Genomic DNA, 26,184 nt, shown 5'->3' with positions numbered 1-26,184 from the left:
CGCAGCGCCCGTACAGAACGCCCCCGTTTTCACCGATCACTGTTCTTCAGTATCTCTGTTCATCTTAGTGGGAGCGTTTCTGCCCACATTCGAACAACACGTGTCGCACTCGCTGTGTTAGCCTCGCTTCTGCACAGCCCGTCCCGATATCCCTCTCACAGCACAGCAGGAGCGCAATGACGACCACCCCTGAACCGGTGACCGCGAACTACCTGAAGGGCCTCCTCGGTAAACCCGCGCTCACGACGCTTGCACTCACCGCGGCCGTAGTGTTCGGCGTTGCGGCCGTCATGGCCCTGTTCGTCGTCATCGCGTTGATGGCCTCGAGTGCGCTCTCTACTGCCGGGCTTGGCACGCTTCTCTCACTGTTCGCGTGCGTCACCGCCGGGCTCCTGGGCTATGGCTGGGCCGGAAACGGAAGTTTCGGCGTCTCGGTGTTTAGCCTCGAAGGCTCGTTCTCGCTGAGCATCTTCTCGCTGACGACCCTCGCGGCAATCGTGGTAGGCACGGCACTCGTTGCCAAACGCCGCATCGCGCACGATGCGATCGCACCAACGCTCACGCTCTCGGCTTTGCGCGCTGGCATCGAGGGCGCGGTCATCGGGCTCGTATTCATGCTCGTGTTCGGGTTCATCGGGCTGCAGCCTGGCAGCACGAACGTTGCCGAGGGAGAGCTACACGGAAAGCCTTTCGCGATCTTTGCCACCCTCTGGTGCATCGTCGCGGTGACCCTCTTTGTCACTCGCGAACGCACCCGCGAGGCAAGCCCCATCACCGCCTTCCTCGCACGGCCACTCATCACTGAGACCCGCGCCTTCTTCGCCGCGACCTTCACGGTCTTTGCACCGCTGTTGCTCGTTGCCGTCGTACTCGTGGCCATCAAACAGACCTTCGCAACGAGCCTCGCCCTCATTCCCTTCCTCGGGAACCTTCTGCTTGGCCTCATCAGCATGGGCTACCTCGGCGGCTTCACCGCCGAGGTGCCGTTCACCTCTGCAGAGCTGCTCATGCCGTGGAACCTCTCGCCCTGGCTCGCCGTGTGCGTCTTCCTGTTCGCCGTGCTCAGCATCATCGCGGCTGCCATCGCCGTTGGCCTGCGCCGCCCCCGTGCCGCCCAGTTTCGGGCTGACCTCTTGTGGCGTTTGCCCGTCGGGGCGACCATCATCTGGCTCGTGATCGTGCTCGCCGTGTTGCCCATTCGCACGGCGGCGAGCATGGGAAGTTACGGCACCGTAACCATCACGATGACGGTGACCTGGTGGGTACCTTTCAGCACCGCTGCCATCGCATTATTGGTGAGCACCCTCGCCGAGTTCGCCCCGCGCTGGGCCTACCTCGCAAACCCCAAGCTGCTCTTCTTCTTCGCGCCGCAGATCACGGTGAACCGTTGGCTATCGGGCGAACCCGCAGCTGCGGCTCAGCCCGCAGCAGCACAGCCCGAGCCTGTGCAGCCTCAGCCCGCACAGGCAGAACCCGCCGAGCCGGTCAAACCCACGCGGGTCGAGCCCCAGCCGGCAGAATCCGCACCCGCAGAGAGCACGTCGGCAGAGAGCACGTCAGCTAAGAGCACTGATCCCATCACAGCGGCGCTCGTAGCGAACGATTCCATCGCGGATCACACCGCACCGGCTGGCCCCGAAACCCCGACTGCCGAGACCGCCCCGATCATCGAAAGCGGCGCACTCGACGAGGGCAGCATGCCCACTGAGGGCGCTGAGGGCAACGTGACTGATGCTGGTACCGTAGCCCAACCAGCCAGCCTGGCAGGGCTCGTGCAGCCGCAGCCACAAGCGCTCCCACTGCCAGAGCGGGCACCGCTCAGCCCGCAGAAAAAGCGCGGCATCATCGCGGTACTCGTGACGGTAGTCGCGGTAGTTGTCGCACTCGTGGCGGGACTCGTCACCGTCAAGATTCTCAACGGGAGCCGGGGGCCAGAAACTGCTGTCGACCATTACCTCTCACTCATCGCAAAGGGCAAACTCGATGCTGCTACCTCGGCCGTTGATCCCGGGGTGCGCAATGCTGAGCGCGGGCTGCTCACCGCTGAGGTGTTTAACGCAGCCGACCACAAAATAGAGGTCGTGAACGTGCGCAACACCGATGACTCACTCTCAGGTGACGCCAAACACGCTCTCGTCGAGGCCGAGCTCAGCATCGACGGCGAGCGCCAGACCGTCTTCCTTGAAGCAGAGCGTGGAGCGAACTCGTTCGGCCTGCTGCACAATTGGAAGGTCACCGCCCCACTCGTGCAGAGCGTTCGGTTCGAGGCTCCCTTCGAGTTCGACACCCTCGAGGTGGGCGACACCACGGTCAAGGTGGGGCCGAGCACCGCCTCCGAGGGCTGGGATGAGCGCCACGTCGTTGAGGCTTACCTGTACCCCGGCGAGTACACCTTCAGCATTCCGAACAGTGAATACACCGAATTCGAAACCGTCACGGTGACGGTCATGCCGCAGCAGACGCTCTCGGCCGATCCGCACAATGCTGAGCCGGTCTCGGTCACCTTCGAGGCAGCCGCCAGCGAAAGCCTCCAGAAAGCCGTGCTTGCCCTCGTGAATGATGAGTTCACGAAGTGCGTCACGATTCCAACGAACATGGAGAGCTACTGCCCGTACATCGTGCAGAACACCGAGCTCGCAGTGCTCGAACTCGGCACCCTGCCGGGCGGTTTTGAAACCTTCGACTTCTCATCATTCGAGACAGAGCCGGGCACGGTCAAGACTCAACGCAACAGTACCGAGTGGAGCGACTACGACCTCGAAGAAACAAAGGTTTCGATGAGGGGCAGTTACTCGGTCGTTGACGGCAAGGTCATCATCGATGACGTCTCGGCGAGCACCTCATTCTGGGGCTAATCTGCACAATGCGGTGACGTGCTTGCTCTGCCATGTGCGTCACCGCGCAAGTTCGGCGACCAACATCTCGCGGTCTGTGATCTCACAGAGCTCGATACGCTCTTGCAGCGGGCCGGGAGCGCGCTCGGTCGCTGGGGCTGGGCTGTAGAGCGCGATGATCCACTGCTCGCCAAAGGCGCAGTATGCACCAATACAGCGTTCGTTGCTGACCGACCAACCATCGACCGAGTGACCGTCAAGGTCAAAGGTCATCGGTTGCCATTCTTCGGTATCGATGCTCTGCTCGACGCAGTCTTCGACAAGATAGGCCAGCTCGCTCTGAGGAACAGCATCTTCATCGTCAGCGGCCAGCGACTCTCGCGGCATCACCTGCACAATCCAGACGTCATCGAGCTCTTCGTCAGGCCCACTGATACGCTCGCGTTCGAGCTGCTCGGGGCTCACGCACCGCAGCGCGACAGAGTCCAAGACGCCGCTCGAGCTTTGAAGCGACATCACCGAGTAGCTGAAGCTCTCGCCGGCGAAGCGAAAGAAGCGAAGCGCTGAATCGCGGAGTTGCCGCGAGATGCGCTCTCTGCGCATACGCATGCCCCGCTCGGGAGATAGCTGCCACATGAGGTCTTCACGCAACGTCTCGCGGCCAGCACGGTTGCCCCACCAGATCGTCGAAAAGAAAAAGCCCCATACCAGCACGAAGAACACGAGCGGAGCGATATACCACGCAAAGTCGAGGGTGAACTGCAGCGCGAACCCCACGATGAGGCCAAGCACGATGACCACGAGGTAGAGCATCGGCACCGGTTGCATGCTGCGGCGCCCCATGATGATTCGCCACGCACCAAGAAGGCGCTTAAACACTCCTGGCTTACGCACGTACCCGAACGCATAACTACGTCGCCTCGTCTGCCCCGTTGTGAGCCACCACCACAGGCGTCTGAGAAGCGGCTCACGAGGCTCAGCCCCGCCCGCGGGCGACGTCGCGTCAGAGCTGTCGGCTAAAGAATAGCCCTCGGTTTCATCATGCATGGCTCAACGCTACGGCAGCCTCGGTTTTGGCACTAGCCCCACCTATGGAGCGGGATACACCATTCCTGCCATGAGCGTGCGCGTCGTGCCGGTAACGCCGACCGAAACGACGTGAACGGTTCCATCGGCGCGCTCAGCGTGCTCGGCAACAACGCGCACGGTGCCGAGCGGGTGGGCGATGACGGTCGCACCGTTCGCTGGGGCGTCGCCCACGAGGTCGTGCACGATGCTTCCGGCGATGCCCCTGGCGGCGGCGAGCGCCATGGCCGCGGTCATGGGAATGCCACGGTGCACCTGCTGCATCGATATCGTGAGCGTCTCGAGATCAGCCTCTGCACTCTCTTTGGGCGGGCCAACGAGCACGATGCGCGGCGTGACGGGAGCCTCGATTCGGGCTGCCTCGAGCGATGAAGCGACCCCGAGCGCGACCGCCGCTGCCGCACGCAACCGCTCGATGACGGCAAGAAACGTCTCGTCGCCCCTCAGCTCCGCGGGGGCGCGATGAGCGCCCGGCACCGCATCTCGCGCTACGAAGAGGTACGGGTTCGTGGCGTCAACGAGCGTGCCCCGCACGCGCAGCTCACCGCTCGAGGTCGCAACCGTGAACATCGTTTGCGCCGAGACGAGCGGCAGCAGAGCACCGGTCACGGCACCGCCCGGTTCGAGATAGCGCATGGTGATGGGAGCCGCGGTTCCTGGGACCCCGGCAATCACGGTGTCTCCGTCTCGCGCGGCCCTTGCCCGGCGCACCGCAACCTCGGCATCAATGCGCACGCCGGTATTCGTGTTGCGCAGCCGCACGGTCGTTTCGGTCGCGCCATCATCAACGGGACTGAGCCCGGAATCAACCGCGAAGGCCGCAACGGCAAAGCTCAGGTTGCCGCAATTGCCTCTCCAATCGACCACCGGCTGCGCAATGCCCACCTGCCCGAAGGAGTACTCGATCACTCCGTCTTGCCCCGCGGCGCTCACCACCATCACTTTGGAGGTACTTGAGGCAGCCCCGCCCATGCCGTCAATTTGCAGTGGATCGGGCGTGCCCATGAGACGCATGAGCAGAGCGTCACGTTCGTCGCCCGCGGGCGGGAGGTCGCGCTCGTGCACGATGAGTCCCTTGCTCGTGCCCCCGCGCATGAACACCGCGGCAACACCGCCGTCAATATCACTGTAGGCCACTGCTGCTCCCTCGCCCGTGCTGCGGTGCGTGGCCGAGCCACGCTCTTGCCTCTAGCGTACCCGCGCACATCGGCGCCCCATTGTCGGTGGCACGGCGTACAATAGTCGCATGGCCAATTTTCGTGTTGCTTCTGTGAATGTCAACGGCATTCGTGCCGCCTACCGTAAGGGTATGGGCGAATGGCTCGATGAACGCGGCGTCGACGTGCTCGCGCTGCAAGAAGTTCGGGCACAAGACGAGCACGTTCAAGAGTTTCTCGGCAACGCAGGTTGGCACTGGCTTCACGAGCCCTGCGACATCAAGGGCCGCGCGGGCGTCGCCATCGCGAGCCGCAACCCTTCCATCGCTCACCGGGTGGGCCTTGGCGCAGCCGACGCACAGGAGTCAATCCAGTCATCGGGCCGCTGGCTCGAGGCCGACTTCGACGTCGACGGCACCCCCGTCACGGTCGTAAGCTGCTACATGCACTCGGGCGAGGTCGACACCCCGAAGCAGGAGGCAAAGTGGGCCATGCTCGACGCCTTCGGCGTACGTCTCGATGAGCTTGCTGGCGCTGAGGGGCCGAGCTCAGGGCTCGTCGCCGTTGTTGGCGACCTCAACGTGGGGCACCGCGAGCTCGACATTAAGAACTGGCGGGGCAACCGCAAGAAGAGCGGCTTCCTCCCTCGCGAGCGCGCCTACTTCGACCGCTTCTTCGGCGAGCGTGGCGCAGAGGTCACGGGCGTCGACGACTCCGTTGGCCTCGGCCACGGCTGGGTCGATGTCGGCCGTACCTTTGCCGGCGAGGTCGAGGGCCCGTACACCTGGTGGTCAAACCGCGGGCAGGCCTTCGACAACGACACCGGCTGGCGCATCGACTACCACGTCGTGACGCCCGAGCTCGGCGCAAAGGTCGCGCACTACGTCGTTGACCGCGCAGCGAGCTACGACGAGCGATGGTCCGATCACGCTCCCGTGGTTGTCGACTACACCATTTAGCCGACGCCCCCAAGCACCATTTCACCCCGTACGCGCGGCTCCCGGGCAACGAACCGCCCAGCCCCGCGCGATGAAACGATTCAGGAACCATGTCAAAACCCATCCTTTTTTCGGGCATGCAGCCCTCAAGCGACTCACTACACCTCGGCAACTACATCGGTGCGCTGAGCCAGTGGACCCAGATGCAAGAAGACTTCGATGCATTCTTCTGCGTCGTCAACCTGCACGCCATCACGGTTCCGCAAGACCCCGCTGAACTCGCCCAGCGCACCCGCGCAACTGCCGCGCAGTACATCGCCGCGGGAATCGATCCGCAAAAATCGACGCTCTTCGTGCAGTCACACGTGTCGGCTCACGCCGAACTCGCCTGGGTGCTCAACACCCTCACCGGTTTCGGTGAGGCAAGCCGCATGACCCAGTTCAAAGACAAGTCGCAGCGCTATGGGGCCGACACCTCATCGGTGGGGCTCTTCACCTACCCCATGCTCATGGCCGCCGACATTCTGCTCTACGACGCCGAGGTCGTGCCCGTGGGCGAAGACCAGCGCCAGCACGTCGAGCTCACCCGCGACCTCGCGCAACGCTTCAACTCACGCTTTGGCGACACCTTCGTCGTGCCACGCGCACAGATTCAGAAGGAAACCGCGAAGATCTTCGACCTACAAAACCCGACGGCGAAGATGTCGAAGTCGGCCGACACCGAGGGCGGCCTGCTCAAGGTGCTCGACGAGCCGAAGGCCAACCAGAAGAAGGTCATGCGCGCCGTCACCGACGACGACATGACGATTCGCTTCGACCGCGAAGCAAAGCCCGGCGTCTCGAACCTGCTCACCATTTACCAGGTGCTCGGCAACCGCACCATCGAATCGCTCGAGACCGAGTTCGAGGGCCGCGGCTACGGCGACCTCAAGAAAGCCGTCGCAGAGGTTGTTGGCGACACCTTCACCCCCGTGAAACAGCGCACCGAAGAACTGCTCTCAGACCCGGCCGAACTCGACCGACTGCTGCTCGGCGCCGCCGACCGTGCGAACGAGGTTGCCCAGGCGACCCTCGACCGCGTCTACGACGCCATGGGCATTCTGCGCCGCTAACGCGCCTTGAAGCGAGGGCCGGTCGGGCGTTTCATAAATGCCGGCCGGCCTTCGCTATATCATCGTCCCAGAAGGGCGCGCGAGCGCGGCAACACCCTTCAATAGCGCCTGCGAAACCACGGCACTCGAAGCCGGGTTCTCGGCCAGCGGGTGATTCAAGACCGAAAAGGCATACTCACCAGAACTGCCAGAGGCGTGAATCTCGTGCTTCGTCAACTCAGCCGCGGGGTCGCCGACAAGACGCACCCGCACCCCACCCCACAGGCCCGTCGCCTGCGCGAGGGCAACCGCGACATTGAGCGATTTCGGAAACCGCTCGATCGCCTCGGCGACACTGCCCTCGAACACCGTCGTGGGTTCGGTCGCCGCCCGCAGGGCATCAGCCTCATCGGCCGACATCCACGGCTGCACAACCGAGCCTGGCAGCTTACGCGAGGTGATCGTCGCCTCGTCAAGGCCACCTCCGACCGCAGCCGCCGCGAGCAGGTCAAGCCCACCAATCGCGCCGGTACTGAAAAAGGTGCGCCCAGGGCCGCCCTCGACGAGTTTCATCCGCAGCGCCTCGTCGGCGACAGCGCCAACCGAGACAACGAGCAGATCCTTCCCCGCACCGACGACAGCCGGGCCCACCTCACGCACAGCCGGACCACCGGCGCACTCCACGACGAGGTCGGCACGCTCAAGCGCCTCAGCGAGGCTCAGCTCGGCGAGACCATCTGCAGCGGCCTTGCCCTGCCCCGGGGTGACGTGATCACGCACGATCACGCCCGCAAGGCGGGCGCCCGGCGTCGATCCGCTAGCAATGGCTCTGGCAACGCGAGAACCGATCGCGCCGTAGCCGAGCACGGCGACCTGAAGCAAAGCATCGTGTGTCATGCCTCGATTGTGCCAGAGGCGCCCGAAAAGCAGAGGGGCCGGGCCGCCCGAAAAGCAGCCCGACCCCTCATGGCGCACGTAGTTATGGAACGAGAACGATGCGGCCCTGCACCTTGCCCTCGTGCAGCTCATCGAACGCCTTTACGGCATCGTCGAGTGGGAAGCGCGTGACCTCAACGCCAATCTTTCCGGCCTGAGCAAGCGCCACGACCTGGCGCATGTCAGAGCGGGTGCCGCCATAGGCACGCTCAATGTTCACGCCCCAGGGCAGGTCGTTCGCACCCGCGATGTACGAGAACGAGCCGCCGCCGAGACCGACGAAACGAATCGCGCCACCGCCACGAACCACCGCAATGGCGGTATCGATCGTGGGCTGCACGCCAACGAAGTCGATGACAACGTCGGCCCCAACGCCTCCCGTCAGCTCAAGAATCTTCTTGGGCGCCTCGGCGTCGCTCTTGATCGCGACGGCACCGTGCTTCTCGGCAAACTGCAGCTTTTGCGGGTCGGTATCGAGAGCGATGACACGCGCACCGGTCGTGGCGAGCAGAATCTGCAGGCCCATGTGGCCAAGCCCACCGAGCCCCAGCACCACCACGGTTGCGTCGCCCGTGAGTCGGTCACGCACCGTGTTGATCGCGTGCATCGGGGTCAGCGCAGCATCGGCGAGCGGCGCAGCAAGCACGGGGTCAAGGTCGCCAATCGGGTCAAGGTGGCGTGCCTTCACCGCGATGTAGTCGGCCATGCCGCCGGCAGTGCCGATACCGGGTGAGAGTGGAGCGAGGGCACCGCGCGGGCTCACGACCTCACACTGGTTGTCCCGGCCAGCGAGGCACTCGCGGCACTGGCCACAGCCGAGCACGAGCGAAACGATCGCGGCGTCGCCAGCATTCCAGCCCTGCACGTCTTCGCCGAGCTTCTCAACGGTGCCGGCGACCTCGTGGCCTAGGGTGCTGCCAATGAGTGGGTTATCGTCGCCCATTGCGATGATAGTGATGTCGGAGTGGCACAGCCCCGCCCCTCCGACCTTGAGCAGCACCTCGTCGGGTTGAATCTCGGGAACCGGCTTCTCGAGCAGCTCGACCGTATTGTTTTTCACGTATGTAACAGCGCGCATTGCGTCCTCATTTCTGCTGACTGCACGGCGGCCTGCGGCCACCGTGATTCCTGGCCGGGCGTCATGTGGCGTCCAGTCGATAGTCTACCTGCGGCCCCTGAATATTCACGCCACATTCCACCATTCACGGCAGATCACATCAGTGATGGCGCTTCGTCCCGTGGTGGCTGATAATACAGGTGTAGGCCAGTTGTGCCTCACGAAAGGAGCCCACCATGGACATTGACGATCTGAGCAAAAAGGCGAGTGAAGCAGCAGGCAAGGTTAGCGATTTCGCCAAGGCCAACGCCGACAAGATCGAAGACGCTTTGAAGAGCGAGAAGGCTGAAGAAATCAGCGACAAGTTTCTCGATGGAGCCGCTGACCTCGCGAACAAGGTGACGGGCGGCAAGCACGCCGACAAAGTGCAGCAGGTGCGCGACACCATCGACAAGAACATCGGCGATCAGTAACCATTGCCACAACGCAGTGTGGCCGGGCCCTCCCCGGGACCCGGCCACGCGTCATAGCGTCTTGAACGGCTAGTGGTCGTCACCGCCAAGCGCAAAGCCCGCAGCCGAGCGCCTGCGAGTGAGCACGAGGGCAAGACCCAGCGAGAGCACCACGGCAGCGGCAGCTACCCAGCCGAGTTGCAACTCGCCACCGGTGTTCGGCAGCGCGTCACGCCCCGAATCGGTGTGTTTGCCAGCACCATCATCGATCGCGCTGGGGCCACCGTCAGTAGCGCCATCGACACCGCCGTCAGCTTCACCGTCGGTACCGCCCTCAGTCCCGCCGTCAGTGCCACCATCGGTGCCACCGTCAGTGCTCTCTGTGACAGCGAGCTCAACCGCGAAGGTCGTGCCCGTCTCAGCAACCGTGAACGTGAGCGTCTCGGTGCCCGAAGCATCGCTCGGCAGCTCAAAGCTGACCGTGGCCTTGCCGAGTTCGTCGTAGGCATGCTCAGGATCTTTCTCATCTGCAGGCCATTCGACAGAGACTGGAACCGTCGCGAGGGTCTGACCATCGAGCTCAACCGAAACATCGCCAGGGGCGGGCTCGTTTGTCGTGAAAGCGAGCGATGAGAGTTGCACCGTCACCGTTTCACCCGGAACAAACTGTTCGCCCGAGGGCTCACTCACCTGCACACCGACCGCACGTTGCGCGTAATCAGGGGTCGCGGTCTCAAATTCCTTGAACCAGTCAACCATCGAGGTCATGTCTACGACGCCGGTGTCAGCCACGTTCGTGCCCTCAGCAAACGTCACGAAGTTGTCGCCACCGGCAGCAAGAAACGAGTTGGCCGCGACGATGTACTCGGCAGTGGGGTCGAGTGGCGCGCCATTGAAGGTGACCGAGGTGATGTGCTCTCCCTGAGCGGCCTCGGGATCGTACGTGTAGGTAAAGCCCTTCGAAACGCCGAGCTTCAGGAAGGGGCGACTCGCCCCCTCTGGCTGCCACTGCTCTTCGAGAATGCTCTTGATCTGCTCGCCCGTGAGGGTAAGGGTGTTCATCGTGTTGGCGAAGGGCTGCACCTCAGCCGCCTCGCGGTAGGTCACGACACCGTCGCCCTCACCCATCGGGCTTCCCGCAAAGCGAATATCGGTACGAATGCCACCCGGGTTAATGAACGCCATCTCGGCGCCGGTGGTTGCCACCTGTACATCGGCCACAAAGTTACCGATCGTTGATTCGCCACCACGGTGTTCTGAGGTACCGTCGGCCTTGCGCGCACGGTTGAAGTCGCCAGTCACTTTACCCACCGGCTGCTTGCCCAGCTCTGCCGATTGCTCGGTGGCCTCATCGACGAGCTCGGCTACACTCGGCACGGCGGCGTACAACGGCCCGCCCGCGCCATCGGTGAGCGGCTTGTTCTCATAGTCGATCGAAACGAGTTCTTTGCTCTCTGGGTCAACCTCGAGCGACATGAGCCCAAAATTTTCACCGTACTGCCCGGCCGAGACGACAAGGCGACCTTCAATCTCGTGGTTGTACACGAGGTGGGTGTGCGCTGAGACAATCGCGTCGATATCACCGTTCACGCCGTAGGCAATTTCGCCGAGGGGTGAGTCTGGGGTGATGCTCGACAGTGCCGTCGTCTCGGCACCCTCGTGCACAAGCAGCACAATCACGTCGGCCTCGCCATTGCTGTCATCGCCATCGGTCAGTTCGGCAGCGGCCGCGTTAACCGAGTCAACGATGCTGCGCACCTCAATACCATCCATTCCCGCGGGCGGCAGCATCGAGGCAAGATCTTCGGTCACTGCACCGATAAAGCCCACGCGAACCCCGTCAAACTCCTTGACCCAGTGTGATTCAAGGGCGGTCTCACCGGTGTCGGTGAGGAACACGTTTGACGAGAGGTACTCCCAGTCGGCACGGTTGACCACGCGATCGCGCAGATCGGCCCAGCCCTGGTCGAACTCGTGGTTGCCAGCAGCGCTGACCTCGAGCCCGGCGGCGTTCAACGCATCAATCGTGGGGTTGTCCTGCTGAATAAACGAGGTAAAGGTTGTCGCGCCGATGAGGTCGCCCGCAGCGGCGAAGACCGTGTTGGGGTTACTATCGCGCACCTCTTGCACGGCACCAGCGAGCACAGCCGCGCCAGCCGAGGCACCATCAGCCTCGATACGGCCGTGAAAATCGTTAATGGTGACGACGTTAATCGAGACCGTTTCGGCCGGCTCCTCGGCCGCGAACACTGGGCTCGCTGCCACTCCCGTGAACGCGAGCGACGCAATGGCCGCGACCGCAACCAGGCCTGTGTGGCGCTTGCGGTCGCGCTCCCGTGTCACGAGGGCTCCGGCTCTGACCGCCCCCGCCCCCGTTTCGCTCTGTGTAGTCAGCATCGTTGGTAATCTCCTTCGCGATATGTGGCGTTCGAGTTGTGCGGCACACCTGGCGCGAGGGCCCTAAGACGGCCACACTCTTTTGAGCCTAGCCAGCACGTGACGCCCAAGCAATGAAACCCTTGGTGAACAGGCGCCGCAAAGCGCAATCCCTGTGCTCGTCGAGTCACAGTAGGTCTCGCGCTCGACGGCTGTCAGCATTCGGGAGTATGATGTGAATCGTGCTTCCGGGGTCGGTGAGAATCCGAACCGGCGGTGAGAGTCCGCGAGCTGGGTCATTCGATCTGGCAGATCTGGTGCAATTCCAGAACCGACGGTGATGAGCGTTTTCGCTCTAGTCCGGATGAGAGGGTGCACGCAGGCGATAGCTTTGCCGTACTCGGGTGAGCCGTCTGAACCCCGGCCAACCGTACCCAGAGGTTCAGATGCAGCAAGACCCGCAGGCCGCACGCCGCGAGGCGCTCGAAGAGGCAATGCGTCGTGCGCTCACGATCGCGAGGCGTGGCCCGAGCGACACCGTGAACCCGCAGGTTGGGTGCGTCATTCTTTCGCCCGCCCCAGACTTTCGTGTCGTGGCCGAGGGCTGGCACCGCGGCGTCGGCACCATGCACGCCGAGACTGACGCGCTCGCGCACCTCCCGGCAGAGTGGGCCGACCACGCGAAAGAGCTCACGGCAGTCGTGACGCTCGAACCCTGCAACCACACGGGCCACACTGGCCCCTGCGCGCTCGCTCTCATCGAGGCCGGTATTGGACACGTCGTGCACGCACTGCCCGACCCGGGCCAGCAGTCAAGCGGAGGAGCCGAACGGCTCCGCGAGGCTGGCGTCGAGGTGATCTCTGGCGTATGCGAGGCCGAGGCTCGCACCCTGCTCGCGGGTTGGCTCGCCAGGCAGCAGCACACGAAGCGTGACGGTGAGCCCGTCGCAAGGCCCCACGTCATCGCGAAGTGGGCCCAAACGCTCGATGGCCGCGCGGCAGCTGCCGACGGAACAAGCCAGTGGATCACCGGGCCCGCAGCCCGCGAACACGTGCACGCCGAACGCGCCTTAGCCGACGCCATTGCTGTCGCGACGGGAACGCTCTACGCCGACGACCCCTCGCTCACCGCCCGCGATGCCTCGGGTGAGCTCCTCGTCGAAGCTTCGCTGCAGCCCTTTCCCGTCGTCTTCGGCCACCGGGAGGTCCCGGCCGGTGCCGCGATTCGCAGGCACCCCGCGTTGCAGGGTCAGGTGAGCGGGGCACCGATCCGCCTCACGGGCGATGATCTCACCGCCGATCTCGCGACGCTCGGGGCCTCGGGCATTCGCACGCTCTACGTCGAGGGCGGGCCGACGCTCGTGAGCTCGCTGCTCGCCGCGGGCCTCGTTGACGAGCTGCACGTGTACCTCGCGCCGAAGCTGCTCGGCGGCGAGCGCGTCGCCATTCAAGAACTTGGAATTTCAAGCATCACCGATGCGTTACACCTCACGGTAACGGGGGTTACTCGCTTAGGCGACGACCTGCTCGTGACCGCGATACCCGAAAACAGAGGAAGTGATCTGTAGTGTTTACAGGACTCATCGAAGAGATTGGTGAGATCACCGCTATCGAACCGCAAACCGAGGCGATGCGCATCACGGTGCGTGGGCCGAAGGTGGTTTCTGACGCGAGCCACGGCGATTCAATTCAGGTGTCGGGCGTGTGCCTCACCGTGATTGAACAGACCGATTCGTCGTTCACCGCCGACGTCATGGCGCAGACGCTCAAGATGTCGACGCTCGGTGGGTTCGAGGTCGGCAGTCGCGTCAATCTCGAACGCGCGGCCCGTGTCGACACTCGGCTCGGCGGCCACATCGTGCAGGGGCACGTCGACGGCGTGGCAACACTCGTCTCGGTGACCCCGGGCGAGCATTGGCGCGTGCTGCGTTTTGCGCTCGACCGCGAGCTCGCTGCGCTGCTCGTCGACAAGGGCTCGGTCACCGTCTCGGGGGTCTCGCTCACCGTCTCAGAGATCTCGGGGCCGGGCGAGGCCGAGCAGTGGTTTGAGGTATCACTCATTCCCGAGACCCTCACGGCCACAACGCTTGGCGCACTCGCCCCCGGCGACGAGGTCAATATCGAAACCGACATTATCGCGCGGCACGTTTCACGCATGCTCGCCTTTACCAACAACTCCGCCGCGGCAGCCGCGGGCACCGATACCACCACCGAAGGGAACCGCTCATGAGCCTGTCAACCATCGAAGAGGCCATCAATGCGATCAAGCTGGGCAAGCCCGTCATTGTCGCCGACAACGAGAACCGCGAGAACGAGGGCGACTTCATTCTCTCGGCCGAGCTCGCAACCCAGGAGTGGGTCGCGTGGTCGGTGAAGTACTCGAGCGGGCTCCTGTGCGCACCGATGACCAACGAGATTGCCGACCGCATGGATCTGCCCATGATGGTGAAGCGCAACGAAGACGTGCGCACGACCGCTTACACCGTCACGGTCGACGCGGCCCACGGCGTTACGACCGGCATCAGCGCAGGCGACCGCGCCACGACGCTGCGCATTCTCGCTGACCCGAATTCGGTTCCCACCGATGTCAACCGCCCCGGCCACATTTTGCCGCTGCGCGCTGTTGACGGCGGTGTGCGCGAGCGCGACGGCCACACCGAGGCAGCCGTTGAGCTCATGAAGCTCGCCGGTCTCTCGCCCGTCGCGATGATTGGTGAGGTCGTTGCCGACGACGGCGAGATGATGCGCCTCCCCGCGCTCAAAGAGCTCTCGGCGAGCGCCGGGGTTCCGGTCATCACGATCGAGCAGCTCATCGCCTACCTCAACGAGCACGACCCTCAAGGGTCAACCGAGTGCGTGAAGAGCCCCCGTCGCGTGAGCCTTCGCGCTGACACGCTCGTGCCCACGACGCACGGCGACCTGCACATGCGCGCCTACCGCGACCGCACCTACGGCATCGACCACGTCGCACTCGTGTCGCCCAAGACCGACTTCAGCGCCGACTCGGTGCTCGTGCGCGTGCACTCGGAGTGCATCACGGGCGAGGCCTTCGGCTCACTCAAATGCGAGTGCGGCCCCCAGCTCGACGCCGCGCTCAACCTCATCGCAGCCGAGGGTGGCGTCGTCGTGTACCTGCGAGGCCAGGAGGGCCGCGGCATCGGGCTCGCGAACAAGCTTCGCGCCTACCAACTGCAGGAGCAGGGCATCGACACCCTCGACGCGAACATTCAGCTCGGCCTCCCCGCCGACTCGCGCGACTACACCGCGGCTGCCGACATCTTGACCGATCTCGGCATCTCGAGCGTGCGTTTGCTCACGAACAACCCCGACAAGGTCGAGCAGCTGAGCGCTCGCGGCATCACCGTGGCCGAGCAGGTGCCGCTCGTGGTCGGCGTGACCGATAGCAACGCCGCCTACCTGAGCGTCAAGCGCGACCGCATGGGCCACACGCTGCCTGCCGACGTCGCGGTTGCCGAGGCATCGGCCGTAGCAGGAGGCGGATCAGCCGCTGGCGCCCCGGTCACGAACTCGGCCGCCGAATAGTACTCTGCCGGGCCCCTTCCGCGGGGCCCGGCGCATTCACATCGAAACGACTTTCAGGAGGATCACCATGGCGGGTTCAGGAGCCCCATCACTCGCGATCGAGGCAGAGGGCCTTCGCGTCGCCGTGCTCGCAGGCAGCTGGCACGAAGAAATCATGAACGGGCTTATCGAGGGAGCCTGCAGCACACTGCAGAGCGCGGGCGCCGAGTTCGAGCTGCACCGCGTTGCCGGCGCCTTCGAGCTTCCGGTCGCCGCTCAGGCGGCCCTCGCCGGTGAGTTCGACGCGGTCGTTTGCCTCGGCGTCATCGTGCGCGGCGGAACCCCGCACTTCGACTACGTGTGCAACGCGGTGACCGACGGGCTCACCCGCGTTGCCCTCGACACGGGCAAGGCCGTTGGCTTTGGGGTGCTCACCGTCGATACCGACGAACAGGCGTTCCAACGCTCGGGGCTGCCCGGGTCGCAGGAGTCAAAGGGCCAGGAGGCCGCTGAGGCCGCGCTCAACACGGCGCTGCTCGTGTCGCAGCTGCGCGGCTAGCGACGAGCCGCCATTGCCAGGTACTCGTCGCGCAACATGCCCATGAGTACCTGGTCGTGAAACGCCGAGCGGTGGTAGACCGCCGCTCGGCGTACTCCCTCTTCAACGAAGCCGAGCGAGGCGTAGAGCCGACGGGCGCGAGTATTGAAGTGCCACACCTGCAACTCGACCTTGTTGACCCCCATCTCTTCAAAGGCGATGCGCAGTGCGGCTAGAACCGCGTCACGGCCGTGGCCGTTGCCCTGGTGCTCGGGGCCCACGATCACCGCGAGCGTGGCAATCATCGTGGGCGGGGTCACGCCCCAGAGTGAAACGTGACCAACGAACTCTCCCTCGTGATTGATGAGCGAGTAGCCGCACGCCGAAGGCGTGTCATTCTTGTTCCACATGAGAAACATCTCGGTGAGCGTGGCGTCATCGCCGACGGGCATACGGTCGGTTTGCATGAGCGTCACCGACGGTTCGCGCCACCACTCGCTGAGCTTCTCAGTGTCGCTCTCCCGAAACTGCCGAAGCCGCACGCTGCCCTCAGTAAAGAGGCCGCCGGCCCACGCTTCAAGGCTCTCAGCGTTTTCAGTCATTCACTCAACCATCCTTCAGGCCGCAGCACACCGCACAGCGGTCACTCGACTCCGTCGTCTCCCTGGCGCGGGGCGCCCGTATTCTCTGTGCACACTAACACAGCAATCTGGCCTTCCAAGAGACCCGAGACCGCGCATTTTCACCCCGGCCACGGAGCCGCACATCAGATCTATTGCAGGCAGATGGGGTAGCGTAGCGAGAGTGAACGACGCCCCCGATATAAGCAATGCCGCGCTGTCCACCGCTCCCCCCGCAGGGACCAAGAAACGCAGTTCGCGCCCCGGCCGAAAACGCGGTCGTGAAGGCGCCGCACCCAAGGGCCCGAGAGCGACCCTTGGCGAGCTTTTGCCGTATCTCTTTGAGCAGAAAGCGCTGCTCACCGTCATCATTGTGCTGAGCTTGCTCGGGGCGATCACCTCGCTTGCACAGCCACTCATCGTTGGCCAGGTCATCACGCGGGTGGGCGACGCAGAGCCGCTCGGTTGGCTCATCTGGGGCATCGTCGTACTCGTGCTCTTCTCGGCCCTCTTCAACAGCACGCAGCACTACCTATTGCAGCGCATGGGTGAGGGCGTTGTGCTCTCGAGCCGCCGCACGCTCATAGCCAAGATTTTGCACCTGCCCATTAGCGAGTTCGATCAGCGCCGCACGGGCGACCTCGTCTCACGCATCGGCTCTGACACGACGCTCCTGCGAGCGGTGCTCACCCAGGGGCTCGTCGAGGTCGTGGGCGGCGCCCTCATGTTTATTGGCGCACTCATCGCGATGCTCATCATCGACCCCGTGCTCTTTGCAATCACCTTCGGGGTGCTGCTCGTTGCCCTGCTACTCGTACTCGCGCTCGGCTCACGCATCGGCCCCGCCGTTGCCCGTTCACAGGAAAAGGTGGGCGACCTCGCGGCGAGTGTGGATCGCGCTATCTCGTCGATCCGCACCATTCGCGCGGCCGGCGCGACCGAGCGCGAGGCAGCGACGATCACCGAGCAGGCCGAGTCGGCCTACGGCTACGGCCTCAAGGTCGCGCGCATCTCGGCGTTCATCGTTCCGGTCTCGTTTATCGCGCTGCAGGTCTCATTTCTCGCCGTGCTCGGCGCTGGTGGCTACCGCGTCGCGACGGGAACGCTCGAAATCTCGAGCCTCGTCGTCTTTCTCATTTTTCTCTTCATGCTCGTGCAGCCGCTCGGCCTCGCCTTCGGCGCCATCAATGCGGCAAACCAGGCGCTCGGCGCGCTCGGCCGTATTCAAGAGATCACTCGGCTCAGCACCGAGACCGAGCACGACGCCGAGATCGCGGCCGCGACTCCCGAGGGGCGCATCGTGCCGCTCGAGGTGCCCACGAGCGGTGACGTGCCGGCGATCGCGCTCGACAACGTACACTTCACCTACCGATCGGCCGCACCGTTCAAGCTCAGCGATGTGCCAGAGGGTTCTGGCCGGCGCGCAATGCGTGACTACGAGGCCGCACCGGCCGAGATCGTCGAAACCCGCGTGCTCAAGGGCGTGACCTTCGCGGTGCCGCGGGGAGCACGCGTTGCGCTCGTAGGCCCGTCTGGTGCCGGCAAGTCGACCGTGCTCGGCCTCATCGAGCGCTTCTACGACCCCGATGAGGGCTCGCTGTCGCTGCACGGAACCGACCTTCGCGCGCTCGACCGAAAGGCCCTTCGCGCGCAGATCGGCTACGTCGAGCAAGACACCCCCATTCTCGCCGGAACCCTGCGCGAGAACCTACTCATCGGAGCACCTGATGCGAGCGACGCGGCCTGCACCCGGGTGCTCGAGGCCGTGAACCTCGGCACCATTCTCACCCGCGACGGTTCGCAGGGGCTCGACACCCAGGTCGGCGAAGACGGCATCATGCTTTCGGGCGGCGAGAAGCAGCGCCTCGCGATTGCGCGCGCGCTGCTCACGGCTCCGCCCATTCTGCTGCTCGACGAATCGACCGCATCGCTCGACGGCGTCAACGAGCGCCTCATGCGCGAGGCCCTCGACTCGGTCGCGACCGGGCGCACGCTCGTCGTGATCGCGCACCGGCTCTCGACCGTGGTTGACTCAGACCTCATCGTCGTGCTCGACGGCGGCGAGGTCATCGGCCAGGGCACCCACGCCGAACTTGTCGAGCAGGTGCCCCTGTACCGCGAACTCGCGCAGCACCAGCTGCTCGTGCCGGCCGACGCCGAGTAAGGACGCGACCGGAGCCTAGGCTTGCCCGCGTGCTCGCGCGAGCGCCTCAGTAAAGGAGGTTGCTCGCGCTTGCAGTACTGCCGCATCGCCCTGCTCAACCGCTGCACTCGGAGCGAGGTCGCTGCCTGCGCCCACGGCCACCGCACCAGCCGAAAACCAGTCGCCGAGGTTCGCGGGGGAAACCCCTCCCGTCGGCACAATTTTGGCATCTGGAAAGGGGCCAGCCAGTGCACGAATGCCCGCGGGGCCGGCCAGGCCACCGGGAAAGAACTTCACAATATCGGCTCCGGCATCGAGCACAGCCATCACCTCACTCGCGGTAAACGCACCGATCATCGTGAGCACCTCGCTCTCGACTGCCGCGGCCGTGACCGCGGTGCTGTGCCCGGGCGAGACGAGAAACTGGGCTCCGGCAGAGATTGCGTTGTCTACGTTCGCGACGCTCGTGAGGGTGCCCGCCCCAATCACCGCTTCGGCCCCGTACTCGTCTCGCAACTCAGAGATGACCCCGCTCGCGTCAGGAACGGTATAGGTTACCTCAATTGCACGAATGCCAGATTCGATGAGTACCCGAGAGGCGAAGAGTGCTCGCTGCGATGTCGAAGCTCGAACCACGGCGATAATACCGTGGCCTGAAATCTGTTGAAGTGTCCGGTGTCGGGCGGTCATGACGCCACCTTTTTCGCTATTCTCGACCCAATTCTCAGTGCAATAGCTTCACCTGACTCATCAACAATGTACGGTACCCAGTGATCGGGGTCGCTGCTGCGTGGCTCGGCCGAGAGCACTCCGTCGGCAACGGGCAGCAGGATCGGGCTTGAGAGCGGATCGATCGTGAACGAGCCATCTTGACGGTTCGCAGGTAGCGAGATGAGTTCGAAGCCGCTTCGGTCTGCGCGAATGCGCAAATCGACCTGCCCATAGAACCCGCAGTCATACAGCCCCTCGAGAAAGGCGTAGCGCTCTGGCTCGAAGTCGGGAATGTGCGGTGCTTCTTCTGGGCCGAAAAGCCCGTCAAGAATCAGCTGTTCAAGCTCCCGCACCAGCGGCTTGCCCTTCACTGAGTTACTGAGCAACACGATTGCAACATCGGCTTCTGGCAGCACCGTGAGCCTACTTGCGTAACCGATTGTCAGGCCGTCATGCCCGAGCGTTTGGAGGCCACGCTTTTCACTCTTCATCCACGCATACCCTATTGCGAGCCTCGGCTCGTGCCCCTGCTGCAGCGTGGTCGACCATTGCGTTTGGGCGTCTTGTTCGAGAGCAAATTCAACGTACGAGAGCAGCTCAGCCGGGGTGCTCAAAACACCACCGCCCGGAACATCCCACCCTGGCAGCTGCCAGCCAAGTTGCCAGCCCTCGTTTCTCGCGATGCGCGCTACCCCGTCAGTAATATCATGCGGGGCGGCAACGCGATGCGTGATGGCTTGGTCGGCGCGGGTGAAGGTACGCCCCATTGAAGCCGGATCAAGCACGCGCTCTTGCAACACCTCATGCCACGGCTTTCCGGTGAGGCGCTCGATCACGGCACCCGCAACCATAAAACCAGGCCCCGAGTACGAATAGTTCGTTCCGGGCGCAAACATGGGCACATCTGAGGCGAAGTGAGCGATCGAAGCCTGAATGCTGTCGTCGGCCCCGTGAGCGAGCAGTTGCCTGGCATTGCCGATCATGTACTGGGCGTCAATACCGGCAGAGTGTGTGAGCAGGTGCCGCATTGTGATGCGACGATCTAGCGGCCCGAGGTCAGCGAGCAGCGGCGCAACAGGTTTATCAATGTCGAGCATTCCCTCATTAACGAGTTGTGCCGCAACCACGCCCACAAATGTTTTTGATATTGACCCAACTTGAAAAATCGTGTCACCGGTCACGGGCAGGGGGTGCTCAAGATTCGTAACCCCCACTCCCAGCGTTACGGTTTCATCGCCGACGCGCAGCCCGATACCAACCCCGGGTACCTGATGGCGCTCGAGTAGCTCGGCAGCTCGGCTCTCAATTAGAGCCTGAATGTCGCTGGGTGATGAGTGCATTTCGTACTTCATGAGATGGGGTCACGCTTTCTGAGATTTGGGGTCGAGTAAGTCACGAATCGCATCACCGGCGAGGTTAATCGCGAGAATAAAGATGACAAACACCGCGGCTGGAGGCACGATGAGCCATGCGTCGCTCCCGATGTACTGCAACGAGTCAGAGATCATCGAGCCGAAGTCAGGATCTGGAGGCCGCACACCGAAGCCAAGAAAACTCAGCGCTGCATAAGCTCCAGAAGACATCGAGAGATTGATGGCCGAGATGACGATGAGCGGCGACGTGATGTTTGGCAGCACGTGTCTCGCCATGATGCTCATCTCGCTGCGCCCACAGAGCTTAGCGGCACTAATGTAGTTGCGGCTCATTACCTCTTGCGTCGCGCTACGAACGGTTCTCGCGAAACGAGGAATGAACACGATACCGATCGCGATAGCCGCGTTCATAAGGCCTCGGCCAAGAATGGCAAGCACGAGAATGGCGAGCAGGTACTCGGGAATGGCAAAGAGAAAGTCAATGATTCTCGAGACGATGCTATCGACTTTCCCGCCCCAAAAGCCCGCTGCTATGCCCAGCAGGGTACCGAGAATGAGAGCGAACCCGGTCGCAGCGAAGGCCGCGATAACCGCAGGCCGTATCGCGGTAAGCACACGCGACAATTGGTCTCTGCCGAGCGCATCGGTGCCGAAGAGAAACTCGCCCGAAGGCCGCAGCAACCGCTCGCCGACATTGAGTTCGTTCGGCGGGTAAGGAACAACCCATGGGCCAATGACCGCGAACAGGATAAAGAGGCCAATGACGCTAAAAGCGACGAGGCCAACGGGCGATGGTAGCTTGCGCTTCGCCCGTTCAGGCAAGGTATTGACGATTGTGGCGGTGAGTTCAGTGGTCATTTTCTCGCGATCCTTCGGTCGAGAGCGGGCACGAGCAAGTCAACGACGAGGTTGGCAAGAATGAATGAACCCGCGAGCACAATTGCCTGCGCGTTGAGCTGCACAAAGTCACGCGTGCTGATCGACTGCAGAATGCCTCGTCCGAGCCCGGGCAGGCTGAAGATTTGTTCAACGATGAGCAGACCGCCGATGAGCGCGCCAAAGGTGAACCCGATAAAGGTCAAGATTGGTGGCAGCGAGGCCCGCAACGCATAGCCATACGTGACGAGACGGTTTGAAAGACCATTCACGCGAGCGGCAGCCACGAAGGGCTGGTGCAGCACCTCGATCATCGACGCTCGGGTCATTTGCATCACGAGAGGTGCGGTAGGAATACCGACGCCGAGCGCTGGCAGAATCATCGTTTGGAGATTTCCGAGCGGGCTTTGCTCAAAACGAATGTACGTTGGCGAGTAAAGGTTCGTAAAGTAGTTCGTCGCCAGAATAATGGTGATGGTAGCGGTGATGAAGCCAGGAATGGCAAAGAGCAAGATCATCGGCACACGAATACCAACGTCGATGGCACTGCCAGCACGTTTGGCCGCGATGACACCGAGCGGCACGCCCAGCACGATCGCGACGAGCAGGCTCAACGCTGCAAGCTCAAACGATACGGGAATTTGCTGCTGCAACACCTCTATGGTTTGTAACCCAGTGACGGGAGAAGTGCCAAAGTCACCTCGCACGACGCCCCACAGCCACTCACCGTATTGCACGATGATCGGACGATCGAAGCCGAGCTCGTGCTCGATCTGTGCAATGCGTTCAGGTGAGGCCTGTGATCCCGCAATCACATGAGCGGGGCTCCCGTCAACAAGGCCGCGCCCAGCGAAGAAGATGAGCAAGCTCAAGACAAACACCACGCCGAGCGAGGCGAGAACGCGCCCCAAAATATATTTCGTCATGGCTGCTGGCTCTCTTTCTCGTGCCTTCGTGTCAGTTGCAGGCTGCCAGGAAAATGGCATCGAATTGCCCGGCCCGCATCATCGCTTTCAAGCGGGGGTGCTTCTTCGAAGCAGCGCTTCTGTGCAACCGGGCAGCGCGACGCAAAACGGCACCCCACGGGTAGGTCGACTGCACTCGGCGGGTCTCCCTCGAGAATGATGCGCTCGGCCACGAAGGGATCGCCAGGAATGCTCGGCTCGGCCGAGCGAAGGGCGACCGAATACGGGTGGCGCAACTGATCGTCGAACTCGTCAGCTGGCGCAAGTTCGACGATCTGGCCAAGGTACATCACCGCGATCCAGTCACTCACACCCCTCACCGCTCGCAGATCGTGCGAAATAAAGATGAAGGCTGCACCGGTGCGTTCCTGCAGCTCACGCAGCAACTCGATGACCTGCATTTGCAACGACGCGTCAAGCGAACTCACCGCCTCATCAAGCAAGATGAGTGTGGGGTCAGAAGCAATCGCACGAGCAATGCACACGCGCTGCTGCTGACCTCCCGAGAGTTCGTGCGGGTAACGGTGCATGAGTTGTTCATCGAGATCAACGAGCCCCATGAGCTCAGCGACACGATCGTTGCGTGCACGCTGCGACAGCTTTGGTAGCGCTTCAGCGATCGAGTCGCCCACCGAGCGTCTCGGGTTGAGCGCGCTCGACGGGTCTTGAAAAACGGCCTGCACGGCGCCGGTGTGGGCAGCAGCTGGCGATCCGCCCCAGGCAATGGTTCCGGCATCGGCCTTATCAAGGCCGATGAGAACCCGGCCGAGCGTCGATTTTCCGCACCCTGACTCGCCAACGACCCCGAGAGTTTCGCCCTCGCGAACTCGAACATCGATGCCGTCGACAGCGTGCAAAAAGCGTTTGGGCGCAAAGAGTTTGTCTTGCGGAAGAGCGAAGCGGCGTTCAATGCCGGTTGCTTCAAGCGCATACGCGCGGGAGTTGGTCATGGTGTTTTCACCTGCCCTGTTGATTCTGTCGTGGCCCCTTGCATACGAGCCGCGGCAAAGAGCTGTTTCGTGTAAGGGTGCGAAGGGTTGCGCAAAAGCTCTTCGGTCGACCCGTCTTCAACGATTTGGCCGTGCCTCATGACGATAATTCGGTCGCACACCTCGGTGACGACACCGATGTCGTGGGTGATGAGCACCATCGACATGCCTCTCGTATCGAGTTCGCGCTGAATGAGGTCAAGAATTTGTGCCTGCACGGTCACGTCAAGTGCTGTCCTGGGCTCGTCGGCGATGAGAAGCGTTGGTTCGTTGACCAGCGACATCGCGATGAGCACTCGCTGTCGCATGCCACCAGAAAGCTCGTGCGGAAACGCACGGCGTTTGATGTGCGGCTCTGGAATACCGACCTCGGCGAGGGCTTCTTCAATGAGCGGAATGCAGTCTCGTTTTGACACCGAGCGGTGCGCCTGAATCACATGCCTCACCTGGTCGCCAACACGCAACACGGGGCTCAAACTTGCGAGCGGGTCCTGCGGAATGCGCGCGATCTCGACACTGCGAAGCGCGCGAAACTGTGACTCACCGAGCGAGCTGATCTCACGGCCCTGAAACGTAATTTCACCGTCGACTCGTGACCCCTGTGGCAGGGCGTGCAGAATAGCTGAGGTGAGGGTGCTCTTACCTGAGCCCGATTCACCAACGATGCCCAGTCGCTCACCCTCGGCTACCGTCAGCGAAATATTCGATACGGCTGGCCGTTTACCGGCACGGTACGTGACCGATACGTTTTTGAGTTCTAGCATGCGAAGCCTTTCTACCGTGGGCCGGGCATGGCGCCCGGCCCACGGAGCGTGCTATTTGGTGACCTGTGAAAGGAAGGTACGGCTCTGGCTGGAGGGAATGTCGATTCCCTGTACGCCCGCCTCGTAGGCGACAAACATGTCACGTGCCAGCAGCGTTATCGTGGGGTACACGATCTCGGCTTCGTGGGTCGCCACGGCGCTCAAAGCGCTCTGGTATTCCTCTTCGCTCGCAGCGTTCCATGCCTCATCGATGAGGGTTTGCAGCGACGCTGGGACCTCGCCCTGGCGGCCGGGAACAGGGGCAACGTACTGGTATGGGTTTGCGTAGTACGACTGCGCGTTCCAGCTCAGCTCATACACCCCGAGATCGCCACGGGTCGCGCTCCACACCGCGGCTTCAAGCGGCTCAAGCGTCACGTTAAACCCTGCGTCGCCAAGCTGCTTTTGCATAATTGCAAGCAGGTCGTTTGTTCCCGGGTCATAACCGTTGATATAGATAAGACTGAGATCGAGACCATCTGCGTGGCCAGCCTCGGCGAGCAGTTCTTTTGCACGCTCGCTATCTTGCGTGTGGTTTGGCAGGTCGCTCACCTTCGGCGCCCACGCCAGGCTCGGTGGCAGGTAACCACTCGGTTGAGCGGCGCCGCCGTATGCCTGGTCGGCAAGCTCCTGGCGGTCGAACGCCAGCGCCATGGCCTTCAGCACGCGCTCGTCGTCGAAGGGCGCCTTCGTGTTGTTGATCTGCAAGAAGATTGTCGAGTCGGTATGAACGTTATCGACGGTGAAACCGTCACCCTTCAGCTCTTCGACTGACCCCTGATCAGGGAAGATAATGTCGACGTTGCCGGCTTTGAGGTTGCTCACCTGCGTGCCCATATTGGGAATGTACAGCAGCGAGAGCTCTTCTGCCTTGGTCTTCTCGCCCCAGTATTCATCGTTGCGTTCGAAGGTGAGGCTCGTTTCAGGCTCGTACGCGGTCTGTGCCCACGGGCCCGTGCCGATCATTTGCGTCGCGAGGTTGTCATCGGCCGACGAAGCGCTCATGATCGAGCAACCCCATACAAGCGGGTTGCCCATGTTGTTCACGAACCCAGCGTCGGGACTATCGAGCACGAACTTCACGTTCATGTCGTCAACCTTTTCGACGTGTGAAAGCGTTGGAAAGAGTTCGGTGTCGAAGCGGTCTGGGCTCTCTGAGAGCCGTTCGAAGCTGTACACCACATCGTCGGCATCGAGTGAGTCGCCGTTGTGAAAGGTTACCCCTTCGCGAAGCGTAAACGTGTACTCGGTGCGGTCGTCAGAGAGCGTGTACTCGGTTGCAAGCCCCGGCTTCACTTCGCCCTCGGCCGTGGTTGACATGAGGCATTCGTAGCTCAGTTGCCAAGCAAAGCGATCGGCAAAAAGCCCGGAGCGCTGCGGATCGAGGGTTGATGGCGCGGTTGTTTCGGCGACCGTGAGTCGCGTAGAACCCCCGTCGCCTTCACCCCCTCGGCCATTCCCGGTGTCTGGAGGGCTGCAAGCGGTGAGTAGGGCAAGACTTGTGATGCCGATACCCGCGACAAGTGTCGAGCGCAGCGAACGGTGTAAGGCTGACATGGGTTTCCTTCCGTCATTGGAAGCGGTTGGTTGGGAAGCTGAAGTCATGTGACTTGTTGGGAAACTATCAGGAAAATTTGTGCATTGCAACATCGGAGTTTGCATTGCAAAAAAATATGAGATGTGGCACAGTTAAATCACACGACGACACCGCCGTTCT

The 26,184-nt window shown here is 62.7% G+C and carries 22 protein-coding genes and 1 riboswitch; of the genes, 9 read left to right on the top strand and 13 right to left on the bottom strand.

Annotation, left to right across the window (positions count from 1 at the left end):
- Positions 1–176: 176 nt before the first annotated feature.
- A complete protein-coding gene (locus KTJ78_RS12600) occupies positions 177–2,855 on the top strand; it encodes a hypothetical protein (protein ID WP_217136346.1) in 2,679 nt (892 codons plus the stop codon).
- Between the two features lie 39 nt (positions 2,856–2,894).
- On the opposite strand, the gene KTJ78_RS12595 is transcribed toward KTJ78_RS12600, so the two are convergent.
- Positions 2,895–3,881, bottom strand: coding sequence for a BAR domain-containing protein (locus KTJ78_RS12595; protein ID WP_217136344.1), 987 nt, complete (start codon positions 3,879–3,881; stop codon positions 2,895–2,897).
- Between the two features lie 42 nt (positions 3,882–3,923).
- Positions 3,924–5,057, bottom strand: a complete 1,134-nt coding sequence (locus KTJ78_RS12590) for a PrpF domain-containing protein (protein ID WP_217136342.1) — start codon at positions 5,055–5,057, stop codon at positions 3,924–3,926.
- A gap of 109 nt (positions 5,058–5,166) precedes the next feature.
- Between KTJ78_RS12590 and KTJ78_RS12585 the strand changes: the two genes are divergently transcribed.
- Together KTJ78_RS12585 and trpS are read left to right on the top strand one after the other, a co-directional pair.
- Positions 5,167–6,036 carry an exodeoxyribonuclease III gene (locus KTJ78_RS12585; RefSeq protein WP_217136340.1) on the top strand — a complete coding sequence of 290 codons (870 nt, stop codon included), beginning with the start codon at positions 5,167–5,169 and terminating at the stop codon, positions 6,034–6,036.
- An 89-nt stretch (positions 6,037–6,125) separates the two neighbouring features.
- Positions 6,126–7,127, top strand: a complete 1,002-nt coding sequence (gene trpS / locus KTJ78_RS12580; RefSeq protein ID WP_217136330.1) for a tryptophan--tRNA ligase — start codon at positions 6,126–6,128, stop codon at positions 7,125–7,127.
- A gap of 54 nt (positions 7,128–7,181) precedes the next feature.
- Here the strand turns inward: trpS and KTJ78_RS12575 are convergent, their stop codons facing one another.
- Positions 7,182–8,003 carry an aspartate dehydrogenase domain-containing protein gene (locus tag KTJ78_RS12575; protein ID WP_217136327.1) on the bottom strand — a complete coding sequence of 274 codons (822 nt, stop codon included), beginning with the start codon at positions 8,001–8,003 and terminating at the stop codon, positions 7,182–7,184.
- 82 nt (positions 8,004–8,085) lie between these two features.
- Positions 8,086–9,120, bottom strand: a complete 1,035-nt coding sequence (locus KTJ78_RS12570; protein ID WP_217136324.1) for an alcohol dehydrogenase catalytic domain-containing protein — start codon at positions 9,118–9,120, stop codon at positions 8,086–8,088.
- Positions 9,121–9,335: 215 nt separating this feature from the next.
- On the opposite strand from KTJ78_RS12570, the gene KTJ78_RS12565 reads away from it, so the two are divergent.
- On the top strand, positions 9,336–9,572 hold the full coding sequence (locus KTJ78_RS12565; RefSeq protein WP_217136321.1) for an Rv0909 family putative TA system antitoxin: 237 nt from the start codon (positions 9,336–9,338) through the stop codon (positions 9,570–9,572).
- Positions 9,573–9,641: 69 nt separating this feature from the next.
- On the opposite strand, the gene KTJ78_RS12560 is transcribed toward KTJ78_RS12565, so the two are convergent.
- Positions 9,642–11,948 (bottom strand): 5'-nucleotidase C-terminal domain-containing protein, encoded by a 2,307-nt coding sequence (locus KTJ78_RS12560; protein WP_217136319.1) that lies wholly within the window; start codon positions 11,946–11,948, stop codon positions 9,642–9,644.
- 219 nt (positions 11,949–12,167) lie between these two features.
- A riboswitch (FMN riboswitch) is annotated at positions 12,168–12,307 on the top strand.
- Between the two features lie 24 nt (positions 12,308–12,331).
- Here KTJ78_RS12560 and ribD point away from each other — a divergent pair.
- The 4 genes from ribD to ribH all read left to right on the top strand — a co-directional run bounded on the left by ribD (position 12,332) and on the right by ribH (position 16,008).
- Entirely contained in the window at positions 12,332–13,495 is a 1,164-nt protein-coding gene (gene ribD / locus KTJ78_RS12555) for a bifunctional diaminohydroxyphosphoribosylaminopyrimidine deaminase/5-amino-6-(5-phosphoribosylamino)uracil reductase RibD (RefSeq protein ID WP_369808094.1), read from the top strand.
- Positions 13,495–14,157 carry a riboflavin synthase gene (locus tag KTJ78_RS12550; RefSeq protein ID WP_217136317.1) on the top strand — a complete coding sequence of 221 codons (663 nt, stop codon included), beginning with the start codon at positions 13,495–13,497 and terminating at the stop codon, positions 14,155–14,157. Before ribD ends, KTJ78_RS12550 begins: the two co-directional genes overlap by 1 nt.
- The gene (ribA, locus tag KTJ78_RS12545; protein WP_217136315.1) at positions 14,154–15,470 is read left to right on the top strand and encodes a GTP cyclohydrolase II; all 1,317 of its coding nucleotides are present in this window, start codon (positions 14,154–14,156) and stop codon (positions 15,468–15,470) included. Before KTJ78_RS12550 ends, ribA begins: the two co-directional genes overlap by 4 nt.
- A gap of 67 nt (positions 15,471–15,537) precedes the next feature.
- Positions 15,538–16,008 (top strand): 6,7-dimethyl-8-ribityllumazine synthase, encoded by a 471-nt coding sequence (gene ribH, locus KTJ78_RS12540; protein WP_217136313.1) that lies wholly within the window; start codon positions 15,538–15,540, stop codon positions 16,006–16,008.
- On the opposite strand, the gene KTJ78_RS12535 is transcribed toward ribH, so the two are convergent.
- The gene (locus KTJ78_RS12535; protein ID WP_254259678.1) at positions 16,005–16,589 is read right to left on the bottom strand and encodes a GNAT family N-acetyltransferase; all 585 of its coding nucleotides are present in this window, start codon (positions 16,587–16,589) and stop codon (positions 16,005–16,007) included. The genes ribH and KTJ78_RS12535 overlap by 4 nt on opposite strands.
- Positions 16,590–16,824: 235 nt before the next feature.
- Between KTJ78_RS12535 and KTJ78_RS12530 the strand changes: the two genes are divergently transcribed.
- A complete protein-coding gene (locus KTJ78_RS12530) occupies positions 16,825–18,771 on the top strand; it encodes an ABC transporter ATP-binding protein (protein WP_254259693.1) in 1,947 nt (648 codons plus the stop codon).
- Between the two features lie 15 nt (positions 18,772–18,786).
- Here the strand turns inward: KTJ78_RS12530 and KTJ78_RS12525 are convergent, their stop codons facing one another.
- From KTJ78_RS12525 to KTJ78_RS12495, 7 genes are read right to left on the bottom strand one after another with little or no spacing between them, the layout of a single operon-like run.
- Positions 18,787–19,440, bottom strand: a complete 654-nt coding sequence (locus KTJ78_RS12525) for a bifunctional 4-hydroxy-2-oxoglutarate aldolase/2-dehydro-3-deoxy-phosphogluconate aldolase (RefSeq protein ID WP_217136307.1) — start codon at positions 19,438–19,440, stop codon at positions 18,787–18,789.
- Complete coding sequence (locus KTJ78_RS12520) at positions 19,437–20,801, bottom strand: serine hydrolase domain-containing protein (protein WP_217136306.1); 1,365 nt, start codon at positions 20,799–20,801, stop codon at positions 19,437–19,439. The genes KTJ78_RS12525 and KTJ78_RS12520 overlap by 4 nt, the downstream gene beginning before the upstream one ends.
- 21 nt (positions 20,802–20,822) lie before the next feature.
- Positions 20,823–21,692 (bottom strand): ABC transporter permease, encoded by an 870-nt coding sequence (locus KTJ78_RS12515; protein ID WP_217136304.1) that lies wholly within the window; start codon positions 21,690–21,692, stop codon positions 20,823–20,825.
- The gene (locus KTJ78_RS12510) at positions 21,689–22,636 is read right to left on the bottom strand and encodes an ABC transporter permease (RefSeq protein WP_217136302.1); all 948 of its coding nucleotides are present in this window, start codon (positions 22,634–22,636) and stop codon (positions 21,689–21,691) included. The genes KTJ78_RS12515 and KTJ78_RS12510 overlap by 4 nt, the downstream gene beginning before the upstream one ends.
- Positions 22,633–23,625: an oligopeptide/dipeptide ABC transporter ATP-binding protein gene (locus KTJ78_RS12505; protein WP_217136301.1), complete on the bottom strand. Its 993-nt coding sequence runs from the start codon at positions 23,623–23,625 to the stop codon at positions 22,633–22,635. Before KTJ78_RS12505 ends, KTJ78_RS12510 begins: the two co-directional genes overlap by 4 nt.
- Complete coding sequence (locus KTJ78_RS12500; RefSeq protein ID WP_217136299.1) at positions 23,622–24,428, bottom strand: ABC transporter ATP-binding protein; 807 nt, start codon at positions 24,426–24,428, stop codon at positions 23,622–23,624. Before KTJ78_RS12500 ends, KTJ78_RS12505 begins: the two co-directional genes overlap by 4 nt.
- 51 nt (positions 24,429–24,479) lie before the next feature.
- The gene (locus tag KTJ78_RS12495) at positions 24,480–26,024 is read right to left on the bottom strand and encodes an ABC transporter substrate-binding protein (protein ID WP_217136297.1); all 1,545 of its coding nucleotides are present in this window, start codon (positions 26,022–26,024) and stop codon (positions 24,480–24,482) included.
- Positions 26,025–26,184: the final 160 nt, after the last annotated feature.

The sequence above is a fragment of the Leucobacter chinensis genome, assembly GCF_019049105.1.
Lineage (GTDB): Bacteria > Actinomycetota > Actinomycetes > Actinomycetales > Microbacteriaceae > Leucobacter_A > Leucobacter_A chinensis.
This window is presented reverse-complemented; position numbering and strand designations above follow the sequence as displayed.